Genomic DNA, 20,931 nt, shown 5'->3' with positions numbered 1-20,931 from the left:
ATGGATATACAAAACCCGGAAGTCTGGCTGTCGCAGCTGCTGGAAAATCTGCCGGAAGAGAAGCAGGCGAGTAAGCTCAGCGACGACGATCCTCAGTGGGAATATATCGACGGTGAGATTGTTAAACTCGGCTCGCTAAGTCATACGCAGCTTGATGTGTCGGAGATTCAGCGCCGGGGGCTGTCGCTTCTGTCCTCTGAAAGCAAGGATATTCGGCTGGTGTCGCATCTGCTGCGCACTCTGCAACATGCGGGCGACCACCTGCTGGCGCTAAGGATGCTGACGCAGTACGTCAGCCATTACTGGACCATCGCCTGGCCGCAGAATGCGGCGAATAAAAAGCGTTTTGCCAGCCAGATACTGAAGCGCTTTGAGTCCGGTGTCACCGGATATGCTGCATCCTCAGAACCGGGGCAGCATGATGTGCTGCTGAGTGAGCTGGCGAAGCTGGCTCTTTGCTGGCAGGAGAGCGGGATGCCGGAGCTGGCCTCCTTCACTGATGACCTGTCTGCACTGTATCAGCGGGCGTTTCGCGACGGCACGCCTGCTGCATCAGCACTGCCTGCTACCGTTGTCGCAACTTCCGCAACAACGCCCGCAGCGACCGTCAGGGCAGCGCCTGCGCCGGTGGCGACGGTTGACAGCCATGACGATAAAGCCTGGCGCGACACGCTGCTGAAAGTGGCAGCCATCCTCTGCGAGCGCCAGCCAGCATCGGCACAGGGGTATCGCCTGCGCCGCCATGCCCTGTGGCAGAACATTACCGGCGCGCCGCAGGCCGAAAGCGACGGACGTACCCCGCTGGCCGCCGTCTCCGCCGATATGGTCGCGGATTACCAGGCGCGCCTTCCACAGGCGGATGTGGCGCTCTGGCAGCAGGTGGAACAGAGCCTGCTGCTGGCCCCGTACTGGTTGGATGGCCACCATCTTTCGGCGCGCATTGCGCAGCAGCTCGGTCACGATGAGGTAGCGCAGGCCATCCGCGATGAGGCCCGCCATTTCCTGGCGCGCCTGCCTGCGCTTGACGCCCTGCTGTTTAACGACCGCTCGCCGTTTATCAGCGATGTCGCCCGGCAGTGGCTTATCGATGAGCCGCAGATGCCAGCGGTGTCTGTTGCCGCAGCGGATGATGCGGCGAAGCAGGTCTGGCAGTGCCATCAGGAGCAGGGGCTGGAAGCGGCGCTGGCGCTTCTTGAACAGCAGCCTGACGGCACGCCCCGCACGCATTTTTACCGGGAATACCTGACAGCTCAGTTGCTGGATGCCTCCGGCATGACGACGATTGCCCGTCAGCATTACCACACCCTGCACCAGGTTGCGCAGCGTATGACGCTTGCAGACTGGGAACCGGAACTGTTGCAACAACTGGAAAACAGGTCCAGAGAATAACAAGGAGCGTTTGTGTCAAGAATACCCACCCCCCGGATGTTCAGCGGACTGAGTACCCTACTCAGACCGGCAATGCCCCGGCTTAAGGTGTCAGCGGCCTGGCTGCTGGCGCTGGCATGGATTTTTCTGCTGGTGTGGATCTGGTGGAAAGGCCCGGCGTGGACACTGTACGGCGAGCACTGGCTGAAGCCGCTGGCGAACCGCTGGTTGGCAACCACCGTCTGGGGACTGCTGGCGCTGGTCTGGCTCACCGTCAGGGTGGTGAAGCGCCTGCAACAGATCGAGAGACACCAGAAGCAGCAGCGTCAGGAGGAACAGGATCCGCTTGCTGTTGCGATTAACAGTCAGCAGCGTTACCTCGACCGCTGGCTGTTGCGGCTCCAGCGCCATCTGGACAGCCACCGTTACCTGTGGCAGTTGCCCTGGTATGTGGTGATGGGACCTGCGGGCAGCGGTAAAACGGCTCTTCTGCGGGAAGGATTTCCGGCGGATGTGATTTATACCCAGGATGCCCTGCGGGGAGTGGAGCCGCGGGTATATATCACGCCGTATGTCGGCAAACAGGCGGTGATATTCGATATCGACGGCGCGCTGACGGAAACGGACGATGGCGACATTTTGTACCGTCGCCTGCGTGAGCACTGGCTGGGCTGGCTGGTGCAGAAACGCACGCGTCAGCCACTGAACGGCCTGATCCTTACGCTGGACTTGCCCGATCTGCTGATCGCCGACAAGCGGCGTCACGAACAGCTGGTGCAGATGCTGCGTAGTCGTCTGCAGGAAGTTCGTCAGTCCCTGCACACTCGGTTGCCGGTCTACATTGTGCTGACGAAGCTTGATTTGCTGACCGGGTTTGCCGCGTGGTTCCGGGCGCTGGACCGGCGCGATCGCGACCGCATTCTGGGGGTGACATTTACCCGCAATGCCCATGAAAGCGATGACTGGCGTACTGAATTGAACACCTTCTGGCAGGCATGGGGACAGCAGATGAACCAGGCGCTGACGAACCAGTTGCTCACGCAGTCCTCACCGGCGCGCAGCGCGGCATTCAGTTTTTCCCGTCAGGTGCAGGGAGCGGGAGAGGTTATCGCCTCATTGCTGGATGCGCTACTGGATGGTGAATATCAGGATACCATGCTGCGCGGCGTGTACCTGACCTCGTCCCTGCAACGCGGTCAGATGGACGATATTTTCACCCAGTCCGCCGCCCGACAGTATGGCCTTGAAAACGGTTCTCTGACCGCCTGGCCACTGGTAGACACCACGCCGTATTTTTCCCGCACCCTGTTTCCTGAGGTGCTGTTGGCCGAGCCGAATTTTGCCGGGGAAAACCGTCTGTGGCTGGCCGGTTCCCGCCGCCGGATGAGCATCTTTTCTGGCTGCGGCGCAATTGCAGCACTTGCGCTCATCGGAGGCTGGCATCACTGGTACAACGAGAACTACCGCGCCGGGCTGACCGTGCTGGCGCAGGCGAAGTCGTTCATGGATGTCCCGCCGCCGCAGGGAACCGATGAGTCCGGTCAGCTCCAGCTGCCATTGCTGAATCCCGTTCGCGATGCCACGCTGGCTTACGGTGACTGGGGCGACAGAAGCTGGCTTGCCGAAATGGGACTGTATCAGGGGACGCGTATTGGCCCCTATGTGGAGCAGACGTACCTGCATCTGCTGGAGCAGCGCTATCTTCCGGCCCTGTTTAACGGCCTGATGAAAGACCTGAATAATGCGCCGCCGGGCTCGGAAGAGAAGCTCGCCGTCCTGCGAGTTATCCGCATGCTGGAAGACAAAAGCGGCCGCAATGATGAGGTGGTGAAACAGTTTATGGCAAAGCGCTGGAGCGAACAGTTCCACGGCAAGCAGGATATTCAGACGCAGTTGATGTCCCACCTCGACTATGCCCTGGCGCATACGGACTGGCACGCGCTGCGCCAGAAAGGCGACGCGGACGCCATCAGTCTGTGGATGCCGTATGACAGACCCGTTGCGGCTGCGCAAAAAGAGCTAAGCAAACTGCCTGTGTACCAGCGGGTGTACCAGAGCCTGAAAACCCGGGCCCTGGGCGTGATGCCTGCTGACCTTAGCCTGCGCGACCAGACTGGCCCGACCTTCGACAGGGTATTCGTCTCCGCTGACGATGACCGGCTGATTGTTCCGCAGTTCCTTACCCGCTACGGGCTGCAGAGTTATTTTGTTAAGCAGCGTGATGAACTGGTGACGCTCACCGCTATGGACTCCTGGGTACTGGCGCTGACGCGCAACGTGACCTACAGCGACGTCGATCGTACTGAGATCCAGCGCCAGCTTACCGAGCAGTACATTAGCGACTACACTGCCACCTGGCGGGCGGGTATGGATAACCTGAACGTCCGGGATTATGAAGCACTGACGGAACTGACGGGGGCGCTGGAGCAAATTATTAGCGGCGACCAGCCTCTCCAGCGGATGCTGACGGCATTACGTGATAATACCCGTCCCCCCGTACTGTCTGAAAAACTGGATGATAAGGCCCGCGCTAATGCGCAGGCCGAACCTGACTGGCGGCTGCTCAATCGCCTGGGGCATGAGTTTGCGCCGGAAAACAGCACGCTGGAAGAGCAGAAAGACAAGGGCAGCACCTTACAGGCTGTTTACCAACAGCTGACCGAACTGCACCGCTATCTGCTGGCGATACAGAACGCGCCTGTACCGGGTAAATCAGCTCTGAAGGCGGTGCAACTACGACTCGACCAGAACAGCAGCGATCCGATTTTCACCACCCGGCAGATGGCGAAAACTCTGCCTGCGCCGCTTAACCGCTGGGTGGGGAAACTGGCGGCTCAGGCCTGGCATGTGGTGATGATCGAAGCGGTTCACTATATGGAGTTGGATTGGCGTGACAACGTGGTGAAAACGTTCAACAGCCAGTTAGCAGACAAATATCCATTTAACCCGCATGCAAAAGAGGATGCGTCGCTGGATGCGTTCGAACGCTTCTTTAAGCCGGATGGTGTGCTGGATACGTTTTACCAGCAGAATTTGAAACTGTTTTTGGAAAACAGTCAGGGAATAAACGGGGATGACAATGTGGTGATCCGCGAGGATGTCCTCAGACAGTTAGACACCGCGCAGAAAATCCGCGACATCTTCTTCAGCCGCCAAAACGGACTGGGGACGCAGTTTGCGGTGGAAACCGTGTCGCTGTCGGGCAACAAGCGCCGCAGCGTGCTGAATCTCGACGGCCAACTGGTGGATTATGCCCAGGGCCGCAACTATACGGCGCATCTTGTGTGGCCGAATAATATGCGCGAAGGCAACGAAAGCAAGCTGACTCTGATTGGTGTGGCCGGTAATGCGCCGCGTAGTATCACTTTCAGTGGGCCGTGGGCGCAGTTCCGTCTGTTAGGCGCCGGGCAGTTAACCAGCGTGCAGGATGGCACTTTTACCGCCCGCTTCGGCGTCGACGGGGGCACCATGACCTATCGCATCCATACGGATACGCAGGACAACCCGTTTGCCGGAGGACTGTTCAGCCAGTTCAGCCTGCCGGATACGCTGTACTGAGAATTGATGCCTTTATCAGCGTATTTATCTGATAAAGGCATCATTTAAGATTTAAACTGATGATACGGAGCAAATATGGCAAATCTGGTCTATCTGACACTTAATGGACAATTGCAGGGGCTGATTTCTGCGGGGTGCTCTTCGCAGAGTTCCATCGGTAATAAAGCGCAAACTGGGCACGCTGACCAGATAATGGTGCTGGGATTAACCCACGGAATGACGCGTCAGCAGAATGTTAATCATCAGGCATTAACCATAGCTAAACCTGTCGATAAGTCCTCTCCTTTATTGGGAAAAGCAATTAATGAAAATGAGTGCCTGAGCTGTGAGTTTCATTTCTATCGCACAAATCGTGCCGGTATGAACGAATGCTACTATAAGCTGGCTCTGATTAACGCCCGCATTGCGGGGATCCATCTTCAGGTTCCCCATACCATCAATGACAGCGAAGGCCAGCCTGAAGAATCAATTGAATTTACATATGAATCAATCAGCTGGGAGCATTATACGGCAGGTACAAGTGGCTACAGTCTCTGGGGGGAGCGCATTTTATGAACAGATTCAGAGATGAGCAACCTGCATGGCATGACTATCTGGGCGATACGTTACGGGGCAATGTTCCTGTTAATCAACTTATCCCCCAGCACCCTTATTTACTTGATACGCTGCAACTGGAAGAGGCTCTGCATAAAAACACCGAGCATATTATGCTGCTGAACATGGATGAAGCTTATGCGGTTATGGATGCCCTGTACAACAAGGGAACCACCTATTCCGGAAATATAAAAGATGCCGTGTCGGGCATGAAAAATATGTCGAAACTGGTCAGCTACAAGGATGCCGGAAAGCTGGTCATTAACTTAAAAGGGCTGGGTATCAAAGCGATACCCTATGTTCATAAGGGTGTGGCCTATATTAAAATTACCGGCCACCCTTCAGTCAGGCGAATTTTGAATGGCACCCGTTATGCGGTGAATAACCCCAAAATACTGGAGCTGGGCATTGGCAAAGCCGGGATTAATGCCGGGGTTTTAAGCGGCGCCCGTTTCTGTATCTATTTTGCTCTGGCACAGCGGGTGGTGGAATTTATTTTTTCATCTGAGCATGATGTGGCTGCGTTTATTGGTAATATCACGATGGATATGGCGAAGGTGATTGTAACGGTTTTTGTGACGAAAATTGCTGTGGCGATAGTTACAGGAGTCGCGACTGCATTAAGTATCGTTGTTCCGATATCAGCAGGGATAGCAATTATTGTTGTTATAGGATTTTTGATTACTTATGTATTGCTCAGCCTGGATGAACAATATCATTTATCCGAACGGTTAATCAAAAGTATCAGAGAAGGGTTGGAAGAACATCAGAGAGTAATGGACTGGAATCTTCGGCACAGTAACCATTATTTGTTTTCGATGATTAACGGACATTATTAATATTATGAATATGGTGAAAGTTAAGGGTTGTGTTTATGTCGTTGTTAGCCTTGTATGCCTAAAAGGTATGATGTATTTTGTTTACAGAACAGGAATGACAACCATCATGGGGATAATTAAAGGAGAGGATTACATTCTCTATGATCCTAAACAAATTACTCTTTTCCTTCTACTTCCATCTATGCTTGTTACGGATTTATCCATAATTTTTCTCTTGCCGCCATTCAGAAAAAAAACGGATATCATCAGGCAAAGGTTGTTTATCCCGACGATGGTTTACACCATGGCCGCATTCGCTATCGGTATTCCACTGTCAATGGTGATTTCTTTTTATCCGCTTGGTACAGACTACGTTCAGTGTAAATCAACAAGTATCGTTTCATCCGGCAGTTATTATGCCAGAACCAAAGAAATGTGTAAGCAGAGGGCATATTCAGCTGAAACTGATGAGGAACAATCCTCCGCGACATCAGACATAACATCCGGGACTGGCAGTAGTAATCCCGAAAGAGATAAATAAAACCAGGATAATTTTTAATACAACAGGGAAGCGACGTAATGAGTGATGCAATACAGACACAAACGATTATCACCGGCCAGGACCCGCGCGGCCTGCCGGAGTTCAGTGCGATACGCGAGGAAATCAACAAGGCCAGTCATCCGGCCCAGCCGGTGATGAACTGGAAGCTAGTGGAGTCGCTGGCGCTGAGCATTTTCAAAGCGAACGGTGTGGATTTGCATACGGCCACGTACTACACGCTGGCTCGCACGCGCACGCAGGGGCTGGCGGGGTTCTGTGAAGGCGTGGAGCTGCTGGCGGCGCTGATAAACCGTGAATGGGATAAGTTCTGGCCGAAGGAAGGTCCGGCACGCACGGAAATGCTGGACTGGTTCAATGCTCGCACCGGCAATATCCTGCGTCAGCAACTGGCGTTTTCAGCCGCCGACCTGCCGCTACTGTACCGGGTGGAGCGGGCATTGCAGATGATTTGCGACAAGCTCCAGCAAGTGGAGCTGAAGCGTATCCCGCGGGTGGAAAACCTGCTTTATTTTGTGCAGAACACGCGCAAACGTTATGAGCCGCAGCCTGAGACGACGGTGACCGCAAAAACGACCGTGCGGACGCTGGTGTATATGCCGGAAAGCACGGAGACCACAACCGTCCCGGAGCCGCCGCTGCCGGAACTGCCGGAGGTGAGGGTAGCTGTTCATGGCGTGACTCCGCAGTCTGCCGGTAACGTTAAACCGGGAAGCGCGGTGAAGGGATTTGCTGCTGGCGTGCTCTGTAGCGCGGTTATCTCTGCGGCTCTCTGGTGGTGGCAGGTTTATCCCCTGCAACAAGGGGTTGCCGCCGCTCGTGATACTGCGCAGGGGGCGGCGACGGTCTGGCTGGCCTCGCCGCAACTGAGCGACTATCCGCAGCGGTTACGGCAGCTTACCGGCGCGTCGCCGTTGCTGCCGCTGGCAACCGGTCAGCAGATGGCCCGCCTGGCAGATAGCCGGTGGCCGGGAAGCCTGCAGCAGCAGCAGGCCACGGCGCAGTGGAATGCCACCCTGAAAGCGCGGGCGGAAGACAGCCCGCAGATGCTGGGCTGGCAGCAGACGCGGACGGATTTACGCGCATTCGCCGAAGAACTGGTGCAGCGTGAACAGGCGAAAGCCGGGTTCACGCTCTCTTATATCAAAACCATCGTTTACCAGGCCGAGCGTACGCTGAATCAGGAGACGCCGCTGGAGTATCTGCTGACGCAGTACCAGCAGATACAGTCTGCCGGGAAAAGCACCGATATGCTGGCAAAACAAATTAATGAAAGGCTGGACGGCGTACTAAGCCGCTGGCTGTTGCTGACGCAGAACCCGTTGCCGGAAAACCCGGACGGTAAACCAGGGAAAAAATAAAGGAGTATTACTATAGCAAATCTTGTTTATCTGACGCTGAACGGCCAGCTACAGGGGGTGATTTCGGCAGGGTGTTCATCGCTGGCGTCCATCGGGAATTAAGCGCAGATTGCGCAACCAACCGCTTTGGTATCAATGAGGTGTATTACAAGCTGAAGTTGATTAATGCCAGAATTAGCCTGCAATTACCACATACCATCCTCAACAGCGAGGGGCAGGCGGAAGAGGCGATTTCATTTACCTACGAAAGTATCTCTCAGGATCACTGTATAGCTGGAACCAGTGCGTTCAGCCTATGGAGCGAGCGGATATTTTAAAAGGGGCGAGAGGGGCTGTAAATCAAAATCACCAGATACCCAATCCGGCCGGACTCGTTACTGCCTTCCGTCCAGGTCGTGAGCTGTTCTAGATATTCCATCATCAGGATAATTAGATCATGCGGCAGATCGGTTAACTCTTTCGGGTAAAACACCGAAGATATAACCGCTCGGTACTTTATGTCCCGCCTGAATAGCCGTTCAGCTTTAAGTCACGTGGGACTTAAAGCTGAACGGCATTGCCCTTACAAGTGGCATACTTGAAAGCCACCTGCTAAGAAGGTGATCTTTTACTTATACGTTATAAATCCACTTGCGAGGATCTTGAATACCCTCATTTATTTACTGATAGCGATTTACCAGATCTTTAACTACGGCAGCATAAGTTTTTTGTTTAAACTGAGCGATTTGTGGTTCTGTCATCGACACCGGTTTTTTTCCGGTCAGGGGCTGGAGGATACTGTATTCGTAATTGATCGGAGACCAGGTGGCCCATTCTCCGGTTGCCACATCCACCAGAGCGAAACGTATCAGGTAACGCAGCGATGCGGAACCGGACAAAGTTTCACCACGGTAATCCGACCAGAGGGTTGCTTTTGTTGCGTCGTCGTACCTGCCGGTTTGTAGTGTATCCCAGTAAACAATAACAGCTTTCTGTTGTCCTTTTGCTGCAATATAACGCAGCGCCTGCATATAGTTCATATTTTCGCTGACAACAGCGTCCCCTTCCTCAGTTTTGACCCTGTTGCAGGAAAGAGGCTTCTGCCTGTCCGGGATACCGGAGAATGTTGATATCTTGTAGTATTTTCCCATCTCCTGCTGCATGGTCATTTCCGGTGCACGACTGCCGGACTGAACAAGAATGACGGCAGAGTTCAGCGGCACGCTGAATTTCTCCCCCTCAAGAGCGGCCTGAATATCCTCTTCTGAAACCGCCAGCGTGGTTTCGTTGCCGAAGATATCTTTATCAGTGAGCTGCGTTGCCACATTTTTACTGACGCTGCTTTCCGTCCGAGGTACCCCTTTTTTCCTGGCATCAATGGAAGAATAGACGCAGCCGGTCAGCAGGAACGTTGTCGCACATAGTAATGCAGCTAATCTGGAATTTATCATTTATTGTCCCTCATCAGTGTCAGATATTGTGGCGTGAAATTTTATCCGCAATTATATACCGATATAATCTTTTCAGGAATGGAAGTTCCGATATACTTATTTGCTGAATATAAATTAGTGGATCTATAATTAAATTCAATTTATTAAGAGGGTTATTAACAGGAAAACATTACATATGCTCCCATAGAACACGTAAGGTGCTTTACGATAGTATGGAGCATATCTGGAAAAAGAGGGTATGACGCGCGCACTATTTCTTATCATATTAATAATGCCGCCATGCCGATCTGGTAACGATTGATGAAACGAACAATATTATCAATAAACATGTTCGTCTTAATATAAGTAATCGAGTTGCGAGTTTTTTGGAACCACCGGGTGTCTGTCCTTATCACCTATGCGAAGCATTATTTATATTGTTCGGAGTTGCAACGTTTTGATGGTGTTTTTGACTTTCTAAATGGAGTTGTTTTATTTTCCGGGGAGCACAAAGGTGATCAGGAGAAAGGCCAGGTTATACCGGGTAAGTTTGCGCTGTCCGGCATGGCGCATAAATTTGGTCTGATGCCGGCGCACCTGCCCGCGCTTATCATCAATATGATGCCGGGTCTCAATTCTGGGGTCATCCAGTAATCCAATTTTAGGGATAAGGCAAATCAGGATTTTTGTCCGCATGAACTTGCGATCAGTGAACAAGATATCCGTACGACATTGAGTAGCAATGAACTTGAAGGCCTGGGCATCGCCACCAGGGGATTTTGCATTGCGGATGCGTAAAGATAAACAGATACGCACTGAGACAGTTTTTACGCCACTCATCGAGACCAAAAGCAAAAACCCGCCTCAAGGGCGGGTTTTCTGAAGAAGTGGTGCCCGGACTCGGAATCGAACCAAGGACACGGGGATTTTCAATCCCCTGCTCTACCGACTGAGCTATCCGGGCAACGGGGCGCATTAAACCCGATTCACTCTCCGCCGTCAACGAAAAATGTTGTTTTCGTTACAGACTGCGCAATCTCTCACCATTTCGCCGCTTCCTTAAGCGAAAAAGTGCGTCCAGAGTGCGGAAAGCGGCATGGCAAGCAGCAGAGCGGGCAGCATGTTCACCACGGCAAACATTTTAATCCCGCAGATGCGCAAGCCTGTCGCCAGCAGCAGCAGGCCACCGACGGCGGTGAAGTCCGCCATCATCGCCGGCGTGGTCAGCGGGAGAATCAAGGTGGCGCAGGTGGCGAGCGCCAGCTGGATCAGCAACATCGGGACGCAAATCGCCGCAACGGCGACGCCAAGGGTGGTGGCGAAAATGGTGGCGGTGAAGAAATCCAGAAACGCTTTCGCAATCAATATGCTCGGATCGCCCGTCATGCCTTCCTGCATCGAACCGAAAATCCCGGTGCCGCTGGCGCAAAACAGAATGATGATGGCGACATAGTTCTGAATAAACGACTCGTGCGTGCCGTGTTTCGCCTTGCCGCCCGGTCGGGCAATCAGGTTTTTGGCTTTACTCACCGCACTGTTAATACCTTTTTCCAGATAGCAAAATTCGCCAACGAGCGCGCCGAGAAGGGTGGCCAGCACCATCACGGGCAGGTTGGCGCATTTGATGACTAAAAGAATACCGATCCCTAACGATGCCAGGCCGAATATTGAGGGCATGGAGGTGCGAATACGCTCCGGCAGCCGCTGGCTCAGCACTGCACCGAGTACGCCGCCCAGCAATACGGCGCCTGCGTTGATAAATGGCCCGATAACCACGCTTAACTCCTGTTACTTACTCATTGGTATTGCATGATTATGACATGCTTCTGCTTTATGGCCGTCAGGTTTGGGTGATTAAATGCATAAGGATTCCCTGTTGCGGCTAAAAATAAAAGGTGACATTATTGCGCGAATTTTCTCCTCCTGTCTCACCGCTCGGTGAGGGTAACTGCGCTTATGAAAACCATGAAAATCGCCGTCAGCCGCGAGCTGCTCTCTACCGTGTCTACGCACCGCGAAAAGGTGACGCTGGATAACACGGATTTCACCGATGTGGCAGCCGTCGTCATGACGACGACGGAAAGTCGCAGCGGCATTCTTGCGTTGCTGAAACGCACGGGCTTTCAGCTTCCGGTGTTCATTTTCTCGCAGGAGCCCACGGAAGCGCCCGACGGCGCTACCGCGGTTATCTCGGGTAAAGCTCAGGAGTTTCTGGAGCTCGAGAGCGCTGCCAGCCGCTACGAAGAGAACCTGCTGCCGCCCTTTTTTGACACCCTGAGCCAGTATGTTGAAATGGGCAACAGCACCTTTGCCTGTCCGGGCCACCAGCACGGCGCGTTTTTCAAAAAGCACCCGGCAGGGCGCCAGTTCTATGATTTCTTCGGTGAGAACGTGTTTCGCGCCGACATGTGCAACGCCGACGTGAAGCTGGGCGATCTATTGATCCACGAAGGGTCCGCCAAGCACGCGCAAAAGTTCGCGGCGAAAGTGTTCAACGCGGACAAAACCTATTTCGTGCTGAACGGTACGTCGGCGGCCAATAAGGTGGTGACCAACGCGCTGCTGACCCGCGGGGACCTGGTGCTGTTCGATCGTAACAACCACAAATCCAACCACCACGGGGCGCTGATCCAGGCGGGTGCCACGCCGGTTTATCTTGAGGCAGCGCGTAACCCGTTTGGATTTATTGGCGGGATTGACGAGCACTGCTTTGACGATGGGTATCTGCGGGAGCTGATCCGCGAGGCGGCGCCGGAAAAGGCCGACGAGGCGCGACCGTTCCGCCTGGCGATCATTCAGCTTGGCACCTACGACGGGACGATCTACAACGCCCGTCAGGTGATCGACAAGATCGGCCACCTGTGCGACTACATTCTGTTTGACTCCGCGTGGGTGGGCTACGAGCAGTTCATTCCGATGATGGCGGAAACGTCCCCGCTGTTGCTGGAGTTGAACGAGAACGATCCGGGCATTTTTGTCACCCAGTCGGTGCACAAACAGCAGGCCGGGTTCTCGCAAACGTCGCAGATCCATAAAAAGGACAACCATATTCGCGGCCAGGCGCGTTTCTGCCCGCACAAGCGCCTTAACAACGCGTTTATGCTGCATGCTTCAACCAGCCCGTTCTATCCGCTGTTCGCGGCGCTGGATGTGAACGCAAAAATCCACGAAGGGGAAAGCGGGCGCAGGCTGTGGGCGGAGTGCGTCGAGCTGGGGATTGAAGCGCGCAAGGCGATCGTTGCGAATTGCCATATGATCAAACCGTTTATCCCACCGGTGGTGGCGGGGCGGCCGTGGCAGGATCATCCGACACACGCCATTGCCAGCGAGCTTCGATTCTTCAGCTTCGAACCGGGTGCCAAATGGCACGGGTTTGAGGGCTATGCCCGCGAGCAGTACTTTGTCGACCCGTGCAAGCTGCTGCTGACCACGCCGGGCATCGATGCCGAAACGGGGGAGTACACGGATTTCGGCATCCCGGCGACGATTCTGGCGCACTATCTGCGTGAAAACGGCATAGTGCCGGAAAAATGCGACCTCAACTCGATCCTGTTCCTGCTGACGCCTGCCGAAAGCAGCGAGAAGCTGGCGCAGCTGGTGGCGATGCTGGGGCAGTTTGAACAACACATTGAGGACGATACGCCGCTGGCGGACGTGCTGCCGACCATCTTCCAGAAATACCCGGTGCGTTACCGGGATTACACGCTCCGGCAGCTGTGCCAGGAGATGCACGATCTCTACGTCAGCTTTGACGTAAAAGATTTGCAGAAGGCGATGTTCCGTAAGGAGAGCCTGCCGGAGGTGGTGATGAACCCGCAGGATGCGAACCGGGCCTACATTCGCGGAGAGGTGGAGCTGATCCGCATACGGGATGCCGCAGGGCGCATTGCTGCCGAAGGGGCGCTGCCCTATCCGCCAGGCGTGCTGTGCGTGGTGCCGGGTGAAGTCTGGGGCGGGGCGGTGCAGCGTTACTTCCTGGCGCTTGAGGAGGGCATCAACCTGCTGCCCGGCTTCTCGCCGGAGCTGCAGGGCGTGTACAGCGAGAAGGATGCCGACGGGATTAAGCGGCTGTATGGGTATGTATTGAGATAGTGCGGGCTGCTGCCCTCACCCTAACCCTCTCCCACAGGGAGAGGGAACGTTTCATCAAACCGCACTACGCTTATACATCCTCCTCGGATGCCCGATCTTACCGTACAGCATCTCCACGCTGAGAAACCCGGTCTCCACGCAGTGCTCCAGATAGCGCCGGGTGGTGGTTTTACTCAGTCCCGTCTCGCTCACGACCTCATCCACCGTAAAGCAGTGCGTTGCTTTGTCGTTAAACAGCGTCTGCACGCGCGCCAGCGTATTTTCCTCAATGCCCTTGCTGCCGTTGTCCTGGCGGTAGTTTTTCGCCTGTAGCTGATAGAGCGAATCGACGTTCTGCTGGTCGACAATCTTCCAGACGCGCTGCTGTTCGGCAAACTGCACAAACCGCTCCAGCGACTGGCTGAGCCGCTTCCAGGAGACGGGTTTGAGAATGTAGTCGAACGCGCCGTTGCGGATCGCCTGGCTGCAGGTGTCCATATCGCTGGCGGCGGTAATAAAGATCACCGAGCAGTTGGCGCGGGCCAGCATGGGGTTATTAATCAGCGAGATCCCTTTGCCGTCAGGCAGATAGTTATCCAGCAGCACGAGCTGCGGCTGTTTGCTTTCAAGCTCAGCCTGGGCCGCTGCCAGCGACGAGGCAATGCCCACCAGCCTCAGACGCGGATGCTTGCCTATCAGCTCCGCGTGCAGTTGCGCCAGCTCGCTCTCGTCTTCAACAATCAGTACGTCGATAAGTTCATGTTGCATAGTCGGTGTCTTCCAGTTGCCGGGCGGTTCCCGTGGCAGGGATAAACAATGAGAAAATGGTGCCGCGCGGCGTATTATCGGCAACTTCTATTGCGCCGCCAGCCTGAGTGACATAGCTTTCGATCAGATACAGGCCAATCCCATGATCGCCGCGTGTTTTGGTGGTGATGCCGCGTTCAAAGATCCTGTCGCGGATCTCCGGTGTAATACCAACGCCCTGGTCGGCCACTTCAATAATCAGCTCCTGTTCGCTGAGTTTTATCAGCACCTCTACCGGCGCATGCGGCAGCGGTGAGCGCTGCGTTGCTTCGATGGCGTTATCCAGCAGGTTGCCAATAATCGAAATCAGCTCTTGCTCCCCCAGCGGCAGGAACGACCTGTCCAGACGACACGCCGGGTCGAAACACAGCTCGACGCCTTTCTCCCGCGCGCGGGCGGCTTTGCCCAGCAGCAGGCCGCACAGGGTCGGGGAACTGAAGCGCGAAGAGATAAAGTCCAGCAGCTCCTGGGCATGCTCCGACTGCGCCTGAATGTAGCCAATCGCCTCCTCATAGCGGCCCATATGCAGCAGGCCGGACAGGGTGGTCATCCGGTTTAACTGCTCGTGGCGCATAATGCGCAGGTTATCGACATAGCGTTTTACCTGGCTGAGCTGGGCGCTCAGCGAGTCGATCTCGTTGCGATCGCGGAAGGTGATCACCCAACCCTGCAGCGACCCCTCAAGCATGATGTGCACCCGGCTGGCAATCACCGTGAGATCGTTAAATCGGCAAATCTCGTCATGGGTATCTTTTGCCAGCATCGTTTGCGTATCGAAGAACGGAACCGGATCGATAACCTGGCTTATCAGCTGCCCGCGCAGTTCCCGGGCGGGCTGGCTCAGGCCCAGCAGCTTGCGCGCCGCCTGGTTGATCACTTCAATCCGCCGCCGATCGTCAATGGCAATTACCCCTTCATAAATAGACTCCATCAGCGCCTTTTGCTGGCGCACCAGCAGCCCGATCTCTCGCGGCTCGAGGGAGAAGATCTGCTTCTTAATGCTGCGGGTAAAGAACCAGGAGAAGACAAAGAGGGCAATCAGCAGCAGCACGGCGGCAATCAGGATATTGACCACTTTACTGACGGTAATGGTATCAAGGTAGCTGGTGAGATAGCCTACCGAAACAATGCCGACCACCTGTCCGGCATCGTTGAAGATGGGGGCCTTACTGCGCAGCGAAATGCCCAGCCCCCCTTTGCGGATGGTGGTGGTGCTTTTACCCTGCAAAACGGCTTCATTGTCACCGCCGACCAGCGTCGTGCCCACTCTGTCGGCAAAGACGGAGTGAAAAAGGTGCTGGCCCTTATTATCGCCAATCACAATAAAGCTGGCATCACTGTGCGCGGACATCTTCTGCATAAAATCATGGATGGCGCTGATATTCTTTTGTTCGACTTCATCACGCAATGTCGGAATAAGCGCAATCTCTTCAGCCTGTATTTTGGCGCGGGCGCTCATTTCCTGATAAAGCTGTTTGCCGACATCGGCATAATAATATCCGCCCAGTAGCGCAAAAAGTACTGAGAAAAAGGCAACCAGCGAAATAAACAGCTTAATCTGGAAAGAGACTTTCATAACTATCACGCGAGGTAGCGACAAAGATCGCCAATATATCATCTTTTTTCGTGCGGATGCCCGCTTTGCCGAAAACTTGTGATCCCTTGCACAGCAGGGGATGTAAAAGATTTATCCTAAAGGCAGCGGTGCTTCAGGCTTCACGAATAAATGTTATTTGTTTGTTCAATTCAGAAAAGAAACCATAAAAACCACGACAATAAATAAGGCATAAATCACATTAAATAAAAGAAACCATTAAAACCATAGTGGCCATTAAAACTTCGCTTTTAATATGCCATTCCTCACATAAAGTAAGCCTTTGTGACTCTAAGCTGAACGCACAAAATAACTAAGGGGCTTATTATGAGCACAACTGACGATTCTTTCTCTGTTACCCACGACCCGATTGAAATTCAGCGACCTTCGCTCAAAGAGCGTTGGTGGCATATTATGGATACCTGGAAAATCGGGATTATTCCTCTGCCGCTGTTCGTTCTGGCGGGCGTACTGATTGCCATTGATTGCCTGGGTGGAAAACTGCCGAGCGATATCGTGGTGATGGTGGCGACGCTGGCCTTCTTCGGCTTCGCCTGCGGCGAGTTTGGCAAACGCCTGCCGATTGTCGGCAAGCTCGGCGCGGCGGCGATTTGCGCGACCTTTATCCCTTCCGCGCTGGTCTATTACGGCCTGCTGCCGGACGTGGTGGTCGAGTCCACCACCAAGTTCTACAAATCCACCAACATTCTCTATCTGTACATTTGCTGCATTATCGTTGGCAGCATCATGAGCATGAACCGCACGGTGCTGATTCAGGGCTTCCTGCGCATCTTCTTCCCGATGCTGTGCGGTGAAATCGTCGGCATGCTGGTGGGGATGGGCGTCGGCCTGGCGCTGGGTCTTGAGCCGTTCCAGATCTTCTTCTTTATCATTCTGCCGATTATGGCGGGCGGGGTAGGGGAAGGGGCGATCCCGCTTTCCATCGGCTATGCCACCCTGCTGCATATGGACCAGGGCGTGGCGCTCGGTCGCGTGCTGCCAATGGTGATGCTCGGCGGTCTGACGGCGATCATCATCTCCGGCTGCCTGAACCAGCTTGGTAAACGCTACCCGCACCTGACCGGTGAAGGCCAGCTGATGCCTAACCGCGCGAATGCAGATGCTACCGTCTCTCAGCCTGCGTTCTCCGGCAAGGCGGACGTGACCACCATCGCCTCCGGTGCGCTGCTGGCGGTGCTGCTCTACATGCTGGGCATGCTCGGCCACAAGCTGATTGGCCTGCCTGCTCCGGTCGGCATGCTGTTTATGGCGGTGCTGGTGAAGCTCTGCAACGGCGCCTCTCCACGCCTGCTGGAAGGCTCGCAGGTGGTGTACAAATTCTTCCAGACCTCCGTGACCTACCCGATTCTCTTCGCCGTTGGCGTGGCCATCACCCCGTGGCACGAACTGGTGGCGGCGTTCACCGTCAGCAACCTGCTGGTGATTGTCAGCACCGTTTCTGCACTGGTCGCAACCGGCTTCTTCGTCGGCAAAAAGATTGGTATGCACCCGATTGATGTCGCCATCGTCTCCTGCTGCCAGAGCGGTCAGGGCGGTACCGGCGACGTGGCGATCCTGACCGCAGGCAACCGCATGAGCCTGATGCCGTTCGCCCAGATTGCTACCCGTATCGGCGGCGCGATTAACGTCTCTATCTCACTGCTGATTCTGGGCAACTTCCTCGTTTAAGTTTTCAGGAAAGAACAATGAAACTCGCAAGCTTTTTATACCAGGGAAAACGCAGCTACGGCATCGTCCAGGCCGACGGCGTGATTGACTTAGGCCGCCGTCTCGGCGACCGCTACAGCGACCTCAAGGCGCTGCTGCAGGGCAACGGGCTGGCGCAGGCCACCCGCTATCTGAACGATGCCGTGGACGTGCCGCTGAGCGCCATCACCTTCTTACCGGTGATTGTGCAGCCGGAAAAAATTCTCTGCGTGGGCATGAACTACGCCGACAAGCGCAAAGAGTTTGACCAGCATAACCCGGCTCCAACGCTGTTTGTCCGCTTCCCGGATTCACAGACCGGGCACAACGAGCCGGTGCTGAAGCCGCGCCACTCCAGCGAATTCGACTACGAAGGCGAGCTGGCGGTGATCATCGGCAAAGGCGGGGAGAACATCAGCCGCGACGACGCCCTGCGCCACGTGGCCGGGTACAGCTGCTACATGGACGGTTCCGCCCGCGACTGGCAGCACACCTGGTTTACCGCCGGTAAAAACTGGCGTCAGACCGGCGCGTTTGGCCCGTGGATGGCGACGGCCGATGAGATCCCGGACCCACATCAGCTGGCAATCCGCACCTGGCTGAACGGCCGCATGGTGCAGGAAGACAACACCAGCAGCATGATCCACAAGGTGGCAGAGCTGATCGAGTACATCAGCACCTTTACCCGCTTAAGTCCGGGCGACGTGATCATCACCGGCTCCCCTGGCGGGGTGGGTAAAAAGCGTAACCCGCCGCTGTTTATGAAAGAGGGCGATCGCATTGAGGTGGAGATCGAGCATATCGGTCATCTGAGCAACGTGATTGTGGAAGCGCCAGCCGTCGGGCTTGCGGCGGCACACTGAGAAAGGCGGCATGAACAGTCAACCCATCGATTTTCGCCACACGCTGGTGGCGAAGCACCCGGAACGCTTAAGCCAGATCCGTTACCTGCTGGCAGACAGCGGCCTTGGCCTGGACAACGACATCATGCTGTTTGTCGAAGCCTGGTCCGGCCCGCAGCTGGTGGGTTGCGCAGGACTTGCCGCCAACGTCATCAAATGCGTGGCGGTCAACGAGCAGCTTCGCGGCGAGAACCTCAGCGCGCGGCTGCTGGCAGAGGTGCAAAATGCGGCGCTGGATCGCGGCCATTTTCACCTCTTCCTCTGCACCCGCCCGTGCAACCGGGAGCGCTTTGCCCGCAGCGGCTTCTGGCCGATTGCCCAGAGCGGAAACAACGCCGTGCTGATGGAGAACACCCCGCAGGGGATCGAGCGCTACTGCCGTTCGCTCTCGGCGAAGCGCAGGTGCGGGGAGAAAATTGGCGCGATAGTGATGAACGCCAATCCGTTCACCCTCGGCCATCGCCATCTGGTGGAGCAGGCAGCGATGCAGTGCGATGCCCTGCATCTGTTCGTGGTGCGTGAAGACGCCTCGTTCTTCCCGTTCAGCGCCCGCCTCGAGATGGTGCGCGCGGGCGTGGCGCATCTGCCGAACGTGGTGGTGCATGAAGGCTCGCAGTACATCATCTCCCGCGCCACCTTCCCGGCCTACTTCCTGAAGGAGACCGGCAAAGTGCAGCAGGCGTGGAGCGAAATCGACGTGCTGATCTTCCGGGACTTTATTGCCCCGGCGCTGGGCATCACGCACCGCTTCATCGGCTCGGAGCCCTTTTGCGACATCACCCGTCAGTACAACCAGACGCTGCATGACCTGCTGGCCTCGCATATTGAGGTGGTGGAAATGCCGCGCATCAAGGCCACCGGCAACGCCATTTCAGCGTCCGAAGTGCGCCGCTTACTGAAGACACAGCAGTTTTCCCGGATCCGGGAGATTGTCCCGGACTCCACCTTCGCGCATCTCGAAGCACACTATCGTGCGAGTGCGGAAGTCGCTTAACTACCAGGAATTTATCATGAAAATTGTAAGGGAGGCGCTGGCCGGAACGCAGGAGTCCAGCGACCTGATGGTGAAAATCGCTCCCGCTCACGGCGAGCTGGAGATAGTCATCCACAGTGAAGTGATTAAGCAGTTTGGCGAGCAGATTCGCCAGGTGGTCAACGACACATTGCGCGCCATGAACGTGCACCAGGGACTTATCATTATTGAAGACAAAGGGGCGCTGGACTGTGTGATCCGCGCTCGCCTGCAAAGCGCGCTGATGCGTGCCGCCGATGACCAGGTCATCAATTGGGGGGCGCTGAAATGAGCAAACTCCGCCGCAGTATGCTGTTCCTGCCGGGCGCCAACGCCGCCATGCTCTCAACCGCGTTTATCTACCGCCCGGACTCCATCATGTTTGACCTTGAGGACGCCGTCGCCCTGCGCGAGAAAGACACCGCGCGCATGCTGGTGTTCCACGCGCTGCAGCACCCGATGTATCAGGATATCGAAACCGTGGTGCGCATTAACCCGCTCAGTACGCCGTTTGGCCTGCTGGATCTGGAAGCCGCCGTGCGGGCGGGCGTGGACGTGATCCGCCTGCCAAAAACCGACACCCCGGACGATATCTACGAGCTGGAAGGCCACCTGGAGCGCATTGAACGTGAATGCGGACGCGAGGTTGGCTCCACCCGCGTAATGGCGGCGATCGAGTCGGCCATTGGCGTCATCAACGCCGTGGCGATTGCCCGCAGCTCCCCGCGCTTAATTGGCATCGCGCTGGCCGCCTTTGACTACGTGATGGATATGCAGACCGAGCGCGGCGACGGCACCGAGCTGTTCTACGCCCGCTGCGCCGTGCTGCACGCCGCCCGCGCCGCGGGCATCGACGCCTTCGACGTGGTGTGGTCAGACGTTAACGACGAGGCCGGGTTCCTGCGCGAGGTCGATCTGATCCGCAAGATGGGCTTTAACGGCAAATCGCTGATTAACCCGCGCCAGATTGACCTGCTGCACAACGCCTACGCCCCGACGCAGGAAGAGGTGGATCACGCCAAAAGGGTGATTGAAGCGGCAGAAGAGGGCGAGCGTAACGGCCTGGGCGTAGTGTCGCTCAACGGCAAAATGGTGGATGCACCGATTATTAACCACGCGCAGGTGGTGCTGGAGCGCGCGGCGGCCTCCGGCGTGCGTCGGTAAGGATGAG

The 20,931-nt window shown here is 55.6% G+C and carries 17 protein-coding genes, 1 tRNA gene and 1 pseudogene; 14 read left to right on the top strand and 5 right to left on the bottom strand.

What is annotated here, in order from left to right; translation table 11 throughout:
- From tssA to AC3WOK_RS11750, 7 genes and pseudogenes are all read left to right on the top strand, one after another.
- Nucleotides 1-1,389, top strand: coding sequence for a type VI secretion system protein TssA (gene tssA, locus AC3WOK_RS11780; protein WP_492354560.1), 1,389 nt, complete (start codon nucleotides 1-3; stop codon nucleotides 1,387-1,389).
- A 12-nt stretch (nucleotides 1,390-1,401) separates the two neighbouring features.
- Entirely contained in the window at nucleotides 1,402-4,926 is a 3,525-nt protein-coding gene (tssM, locus tag AC3WOK_RS11775) for a type VI secretion system membrane subunit TssM (RefSeq protein ID WP_492354559.1), read from the top strand.
- A 75-nt stretch (nucleotides 4,927-5,001) separates the two neighbouring features.
- Nucleotides 5,002-5,481 carry an Hcp family type VI secretion system effector gene (locus tag AC3WOK_RS11770; RefSeq protein WP_264439355.1) on the top strand — a complete coding sequence of 160 codons (480 nt, stop codon included), beginning with the start codon at nucleotides 5,002-5,004 and terminating at the stop codon, nucleotides 5,479-5,481.
- Nucleotides 5,478-6,359 carry a hypothetical protein gene (locus AC3WOK_RS11765; RefSeq protein WP_492354558.1) on the top strand — a complete coding sequence of 294 codons (882 nt, stop codon included), beginning with the start codon at nucleotides 5,478-5,480 and terminating at the stop codon, nucleotides 6,357-6,359. The genes AC3WOK_RS11770 and AC3WOK_RS11765 overlap by 4 nt, the downstream gene beginning before the upstream one ends.
- Before the next feature lie 4 nt (nucleotides 6,360-6,363).
- Entirely contained in the window at nucleotides 6,364-6,879 is a 516-nt protein-coding gene (locus tag AC3WOK_RS11760; protein WP_492354557.1) for a DUF1240 domain-containing protein, read from the top strand.
- A gap of 38 nt (nucleotides 6,880-6,917) precedes the next feature.
- On the top strand, nucleotides 6,918-8,258 hold the full coding sequence (locus tag AC3WOK_RS11755; protein WP_492354556.1) for a VasL domain-containing protein: 1,341 nt from the start codon (nucleotides 6,918-6,920) through the stop codon (nucleotides 8,256-8,258).
- 12 nt (nucleotides 8,259-8,270) lie between these two features.
- A pseudogene (locus AC3WOK_RS11750) lies at nucleotides 8,271-8,575 on the top strand (Hcp family type VI secretion system effector).
- Nucleotides 8,576-8,917: 342 nt separating this feature from the next.
- Here AC3WOK_RS11750 and AC3WOK_RS11745 read toward each other — a convergent pair.
- Entirely contained in the window at nucleotides 8,918-9,685 is a 768-nt protein-coding gene (locus tag AC3WOK_RS11745; protein WP_492354658.1) for a lipoprotein YafT, read from the bottom strand.
- A 381-nt stretch (nucleotides 9,686-10,066) separates the two neighbouring features.
- On the opposite strand from AC3WOK_RS11745, the gene AC3WOK_RS11740 reads away from it, so the two are divergent.
- Nucleotides 10,067-10,321, top strand: coding sequence for a hypothetical protein (locus AC3WOK_RS11740; RefSeq protein ID WP_492354555.1), 255 nt, complete (start codon nucleotides 10,067-10,069; stop codon nucleotides 10,319-10,321).
- Nucleotides 10,322-10,555: 234 nt separating this feature from the next.
- On the opposite strand, the gene AC3WOK_RS11735 is transcribed toward AC3WOK_RS11740, so the two are convergent.
- Both AC3WOK_RS11735 and AC3WOK_RS11730 read right to left on the bottom strand, forming a co-directional pair.
- Nucleotides 10,556-10,631 (bottom strand) — tRNA-Phe (locus AC3WOK_RS11735).
- Between the two features lie 95 nt (nucleotides 10,632-10,726).
- Nucleotides 10,727-11,443 carry a DUF554 domain-containing protein gene (locus AC3WOK_RS11730; RefSeq protein WP_047347883.1) on the bottom strand — a complete coding sequence of 239 codons (717 nt, stop codon included), beginning with the start codon at nucleotides 11,441-11,443 and terminating at the stop codon, nucleotides 10,727-10,729.
- Between the two features lie 180 nt (nucleotides 11,444-11,623).
- On the opposite strand from AC3WOK_RS11730, the gene AC3WOK_RS11725 reads away from it, so the two are divergent.
- A complete protein-coding gene (locus tag AC3WOK_RS11725) occupies nucleotides 11,624-13,759 on the top strand; it encodes an ornithine decarboxylase (RefSeq protein ID WP_492354554.1) in 2,136 nt (711 codons plus the stop codon).
- Nucleotides 13,760-13,813: 54 nt separating this feature from the next.
- On the opposite strand, the gene AC3WOK_RS11720 is transcribed toward AC3WOK_RS11725, so the two are convergent.
- The gene (locus AC3WOK_RS11720) at nucleotides 13,814-14,506 is read right to left on the bottom strand and encodes a response regulator (protein ID WP_059312232.1); all 693 of its coding nucleotides are present in this window, start codon (nucleotides 14,504-14,506) and stop codon (nucleotides 13,814-13,816) included.
- On the bottom strand, nucleotides 14,496-16,121 hold the full coding sequence (locus tag AC3WOK_RS11715) for an ATP-binding protein (protein ID WP_492354553.1): 1,626 nt from the start codon (nucleotides 16,119-16,121) through the stop codon (nucleotides 14,496-14,498). Before AC3WOK_RS11715 ends, AC3WOK_RS11720 begins: the two co-directional genes overlap by 11 nt.
- 345 nt (nucleotides 16,122-16,466) lie before the next feature.
- Here AC3WOK_RS11715 and AC3WOK_RS11710 point away from each other — a divergent pair, with 345 nt between their 5' ends.
- Genes AC3WOK_RS11710 through citE form a run of 5 tightly spaced genes read left to right on the top strand, consistent with a single transcriptional unit; the run spans nucleotide 16,467 to nucleotide 20,924 of the window.
- The gene (locus tag AC3WOK_RS11710) at nucleotides 16,467-17,828 is read left to right on the top strand and encodes a 2-hydroxycarboxylate transporter family protein (protein WP_047347887.1); all 1,362 of its coding nucleotides are present in this window, start codon (nucleotides 16,467-16,469) and stop codon (nucleotides 17,826-17,828) included.
- Nucleotides 17,829-17,845: 17 nt separating this feature from the next.
- Entirely contained in the window at nucleotides 17,846-18,709 is an 864-nt protein-coding gene (locus AC3WOK_RS11705) for a fumarylacetoacetate hydrolase family protein (protein ID WP_059312234.1), read from the top strand.
- Between the two features lie 10 nt (nucleotides 18,710-18,719).
- Nucleotides 18,720-19,742 carry a [citrate (pro-3S)-lyase] ligase gene (gene citC, locus AC3WOK_RS11700; protein ID WP_492354552.1) on the top strand — a complete coding sequence of 341 codons (1,023 nt, stop codon included), beginning with the start codon at nucleotides 18,720-18,722 and terminating at the stop codon, nucleotides 19,740-19,742.
- A 16-nt stretch (nucleotides 19,743-19,758) separates the two neighbouring features.
- On the top strand, nucleotides 19,759-20,052 hold the full coding sequence (gene citD, locus AC3WOK_RS11695; protein ID WP_063431648.1) for a citrate lyase acyl carrier protein: 294 nt from the start codon (nucleotides 19,759-19,761) through the stop codon (nucleotides 20,050-20,052).
- Nucleotides 20,049-20,924 carry a citrate (pro-3S)-lyase subunit beta gene (gene citE / locus AC3WOK_RS11690; RefSeq protein WP_032660024.1) on the top strand — a complete coding sequence of 292 codons (876 nt, stop codon included), beginning with the start codon at nucleotides 20,049-20,051 and terminating at the stop codon, nucleotides 20,922-20,924. Before citD ends, citE begins: the two co-directional genes overlap by 4 nt.
- Nucleotides 20,925-20,931: the final 7 nt, after the last annotated feature.

The sequence above is a fragment of the Enterobacter sp. FW301-JW81 genome (assembly GCF_058788735.1).
This window is presented reverse-complemented; position numbering and strand designations above follow the sequence as displayed.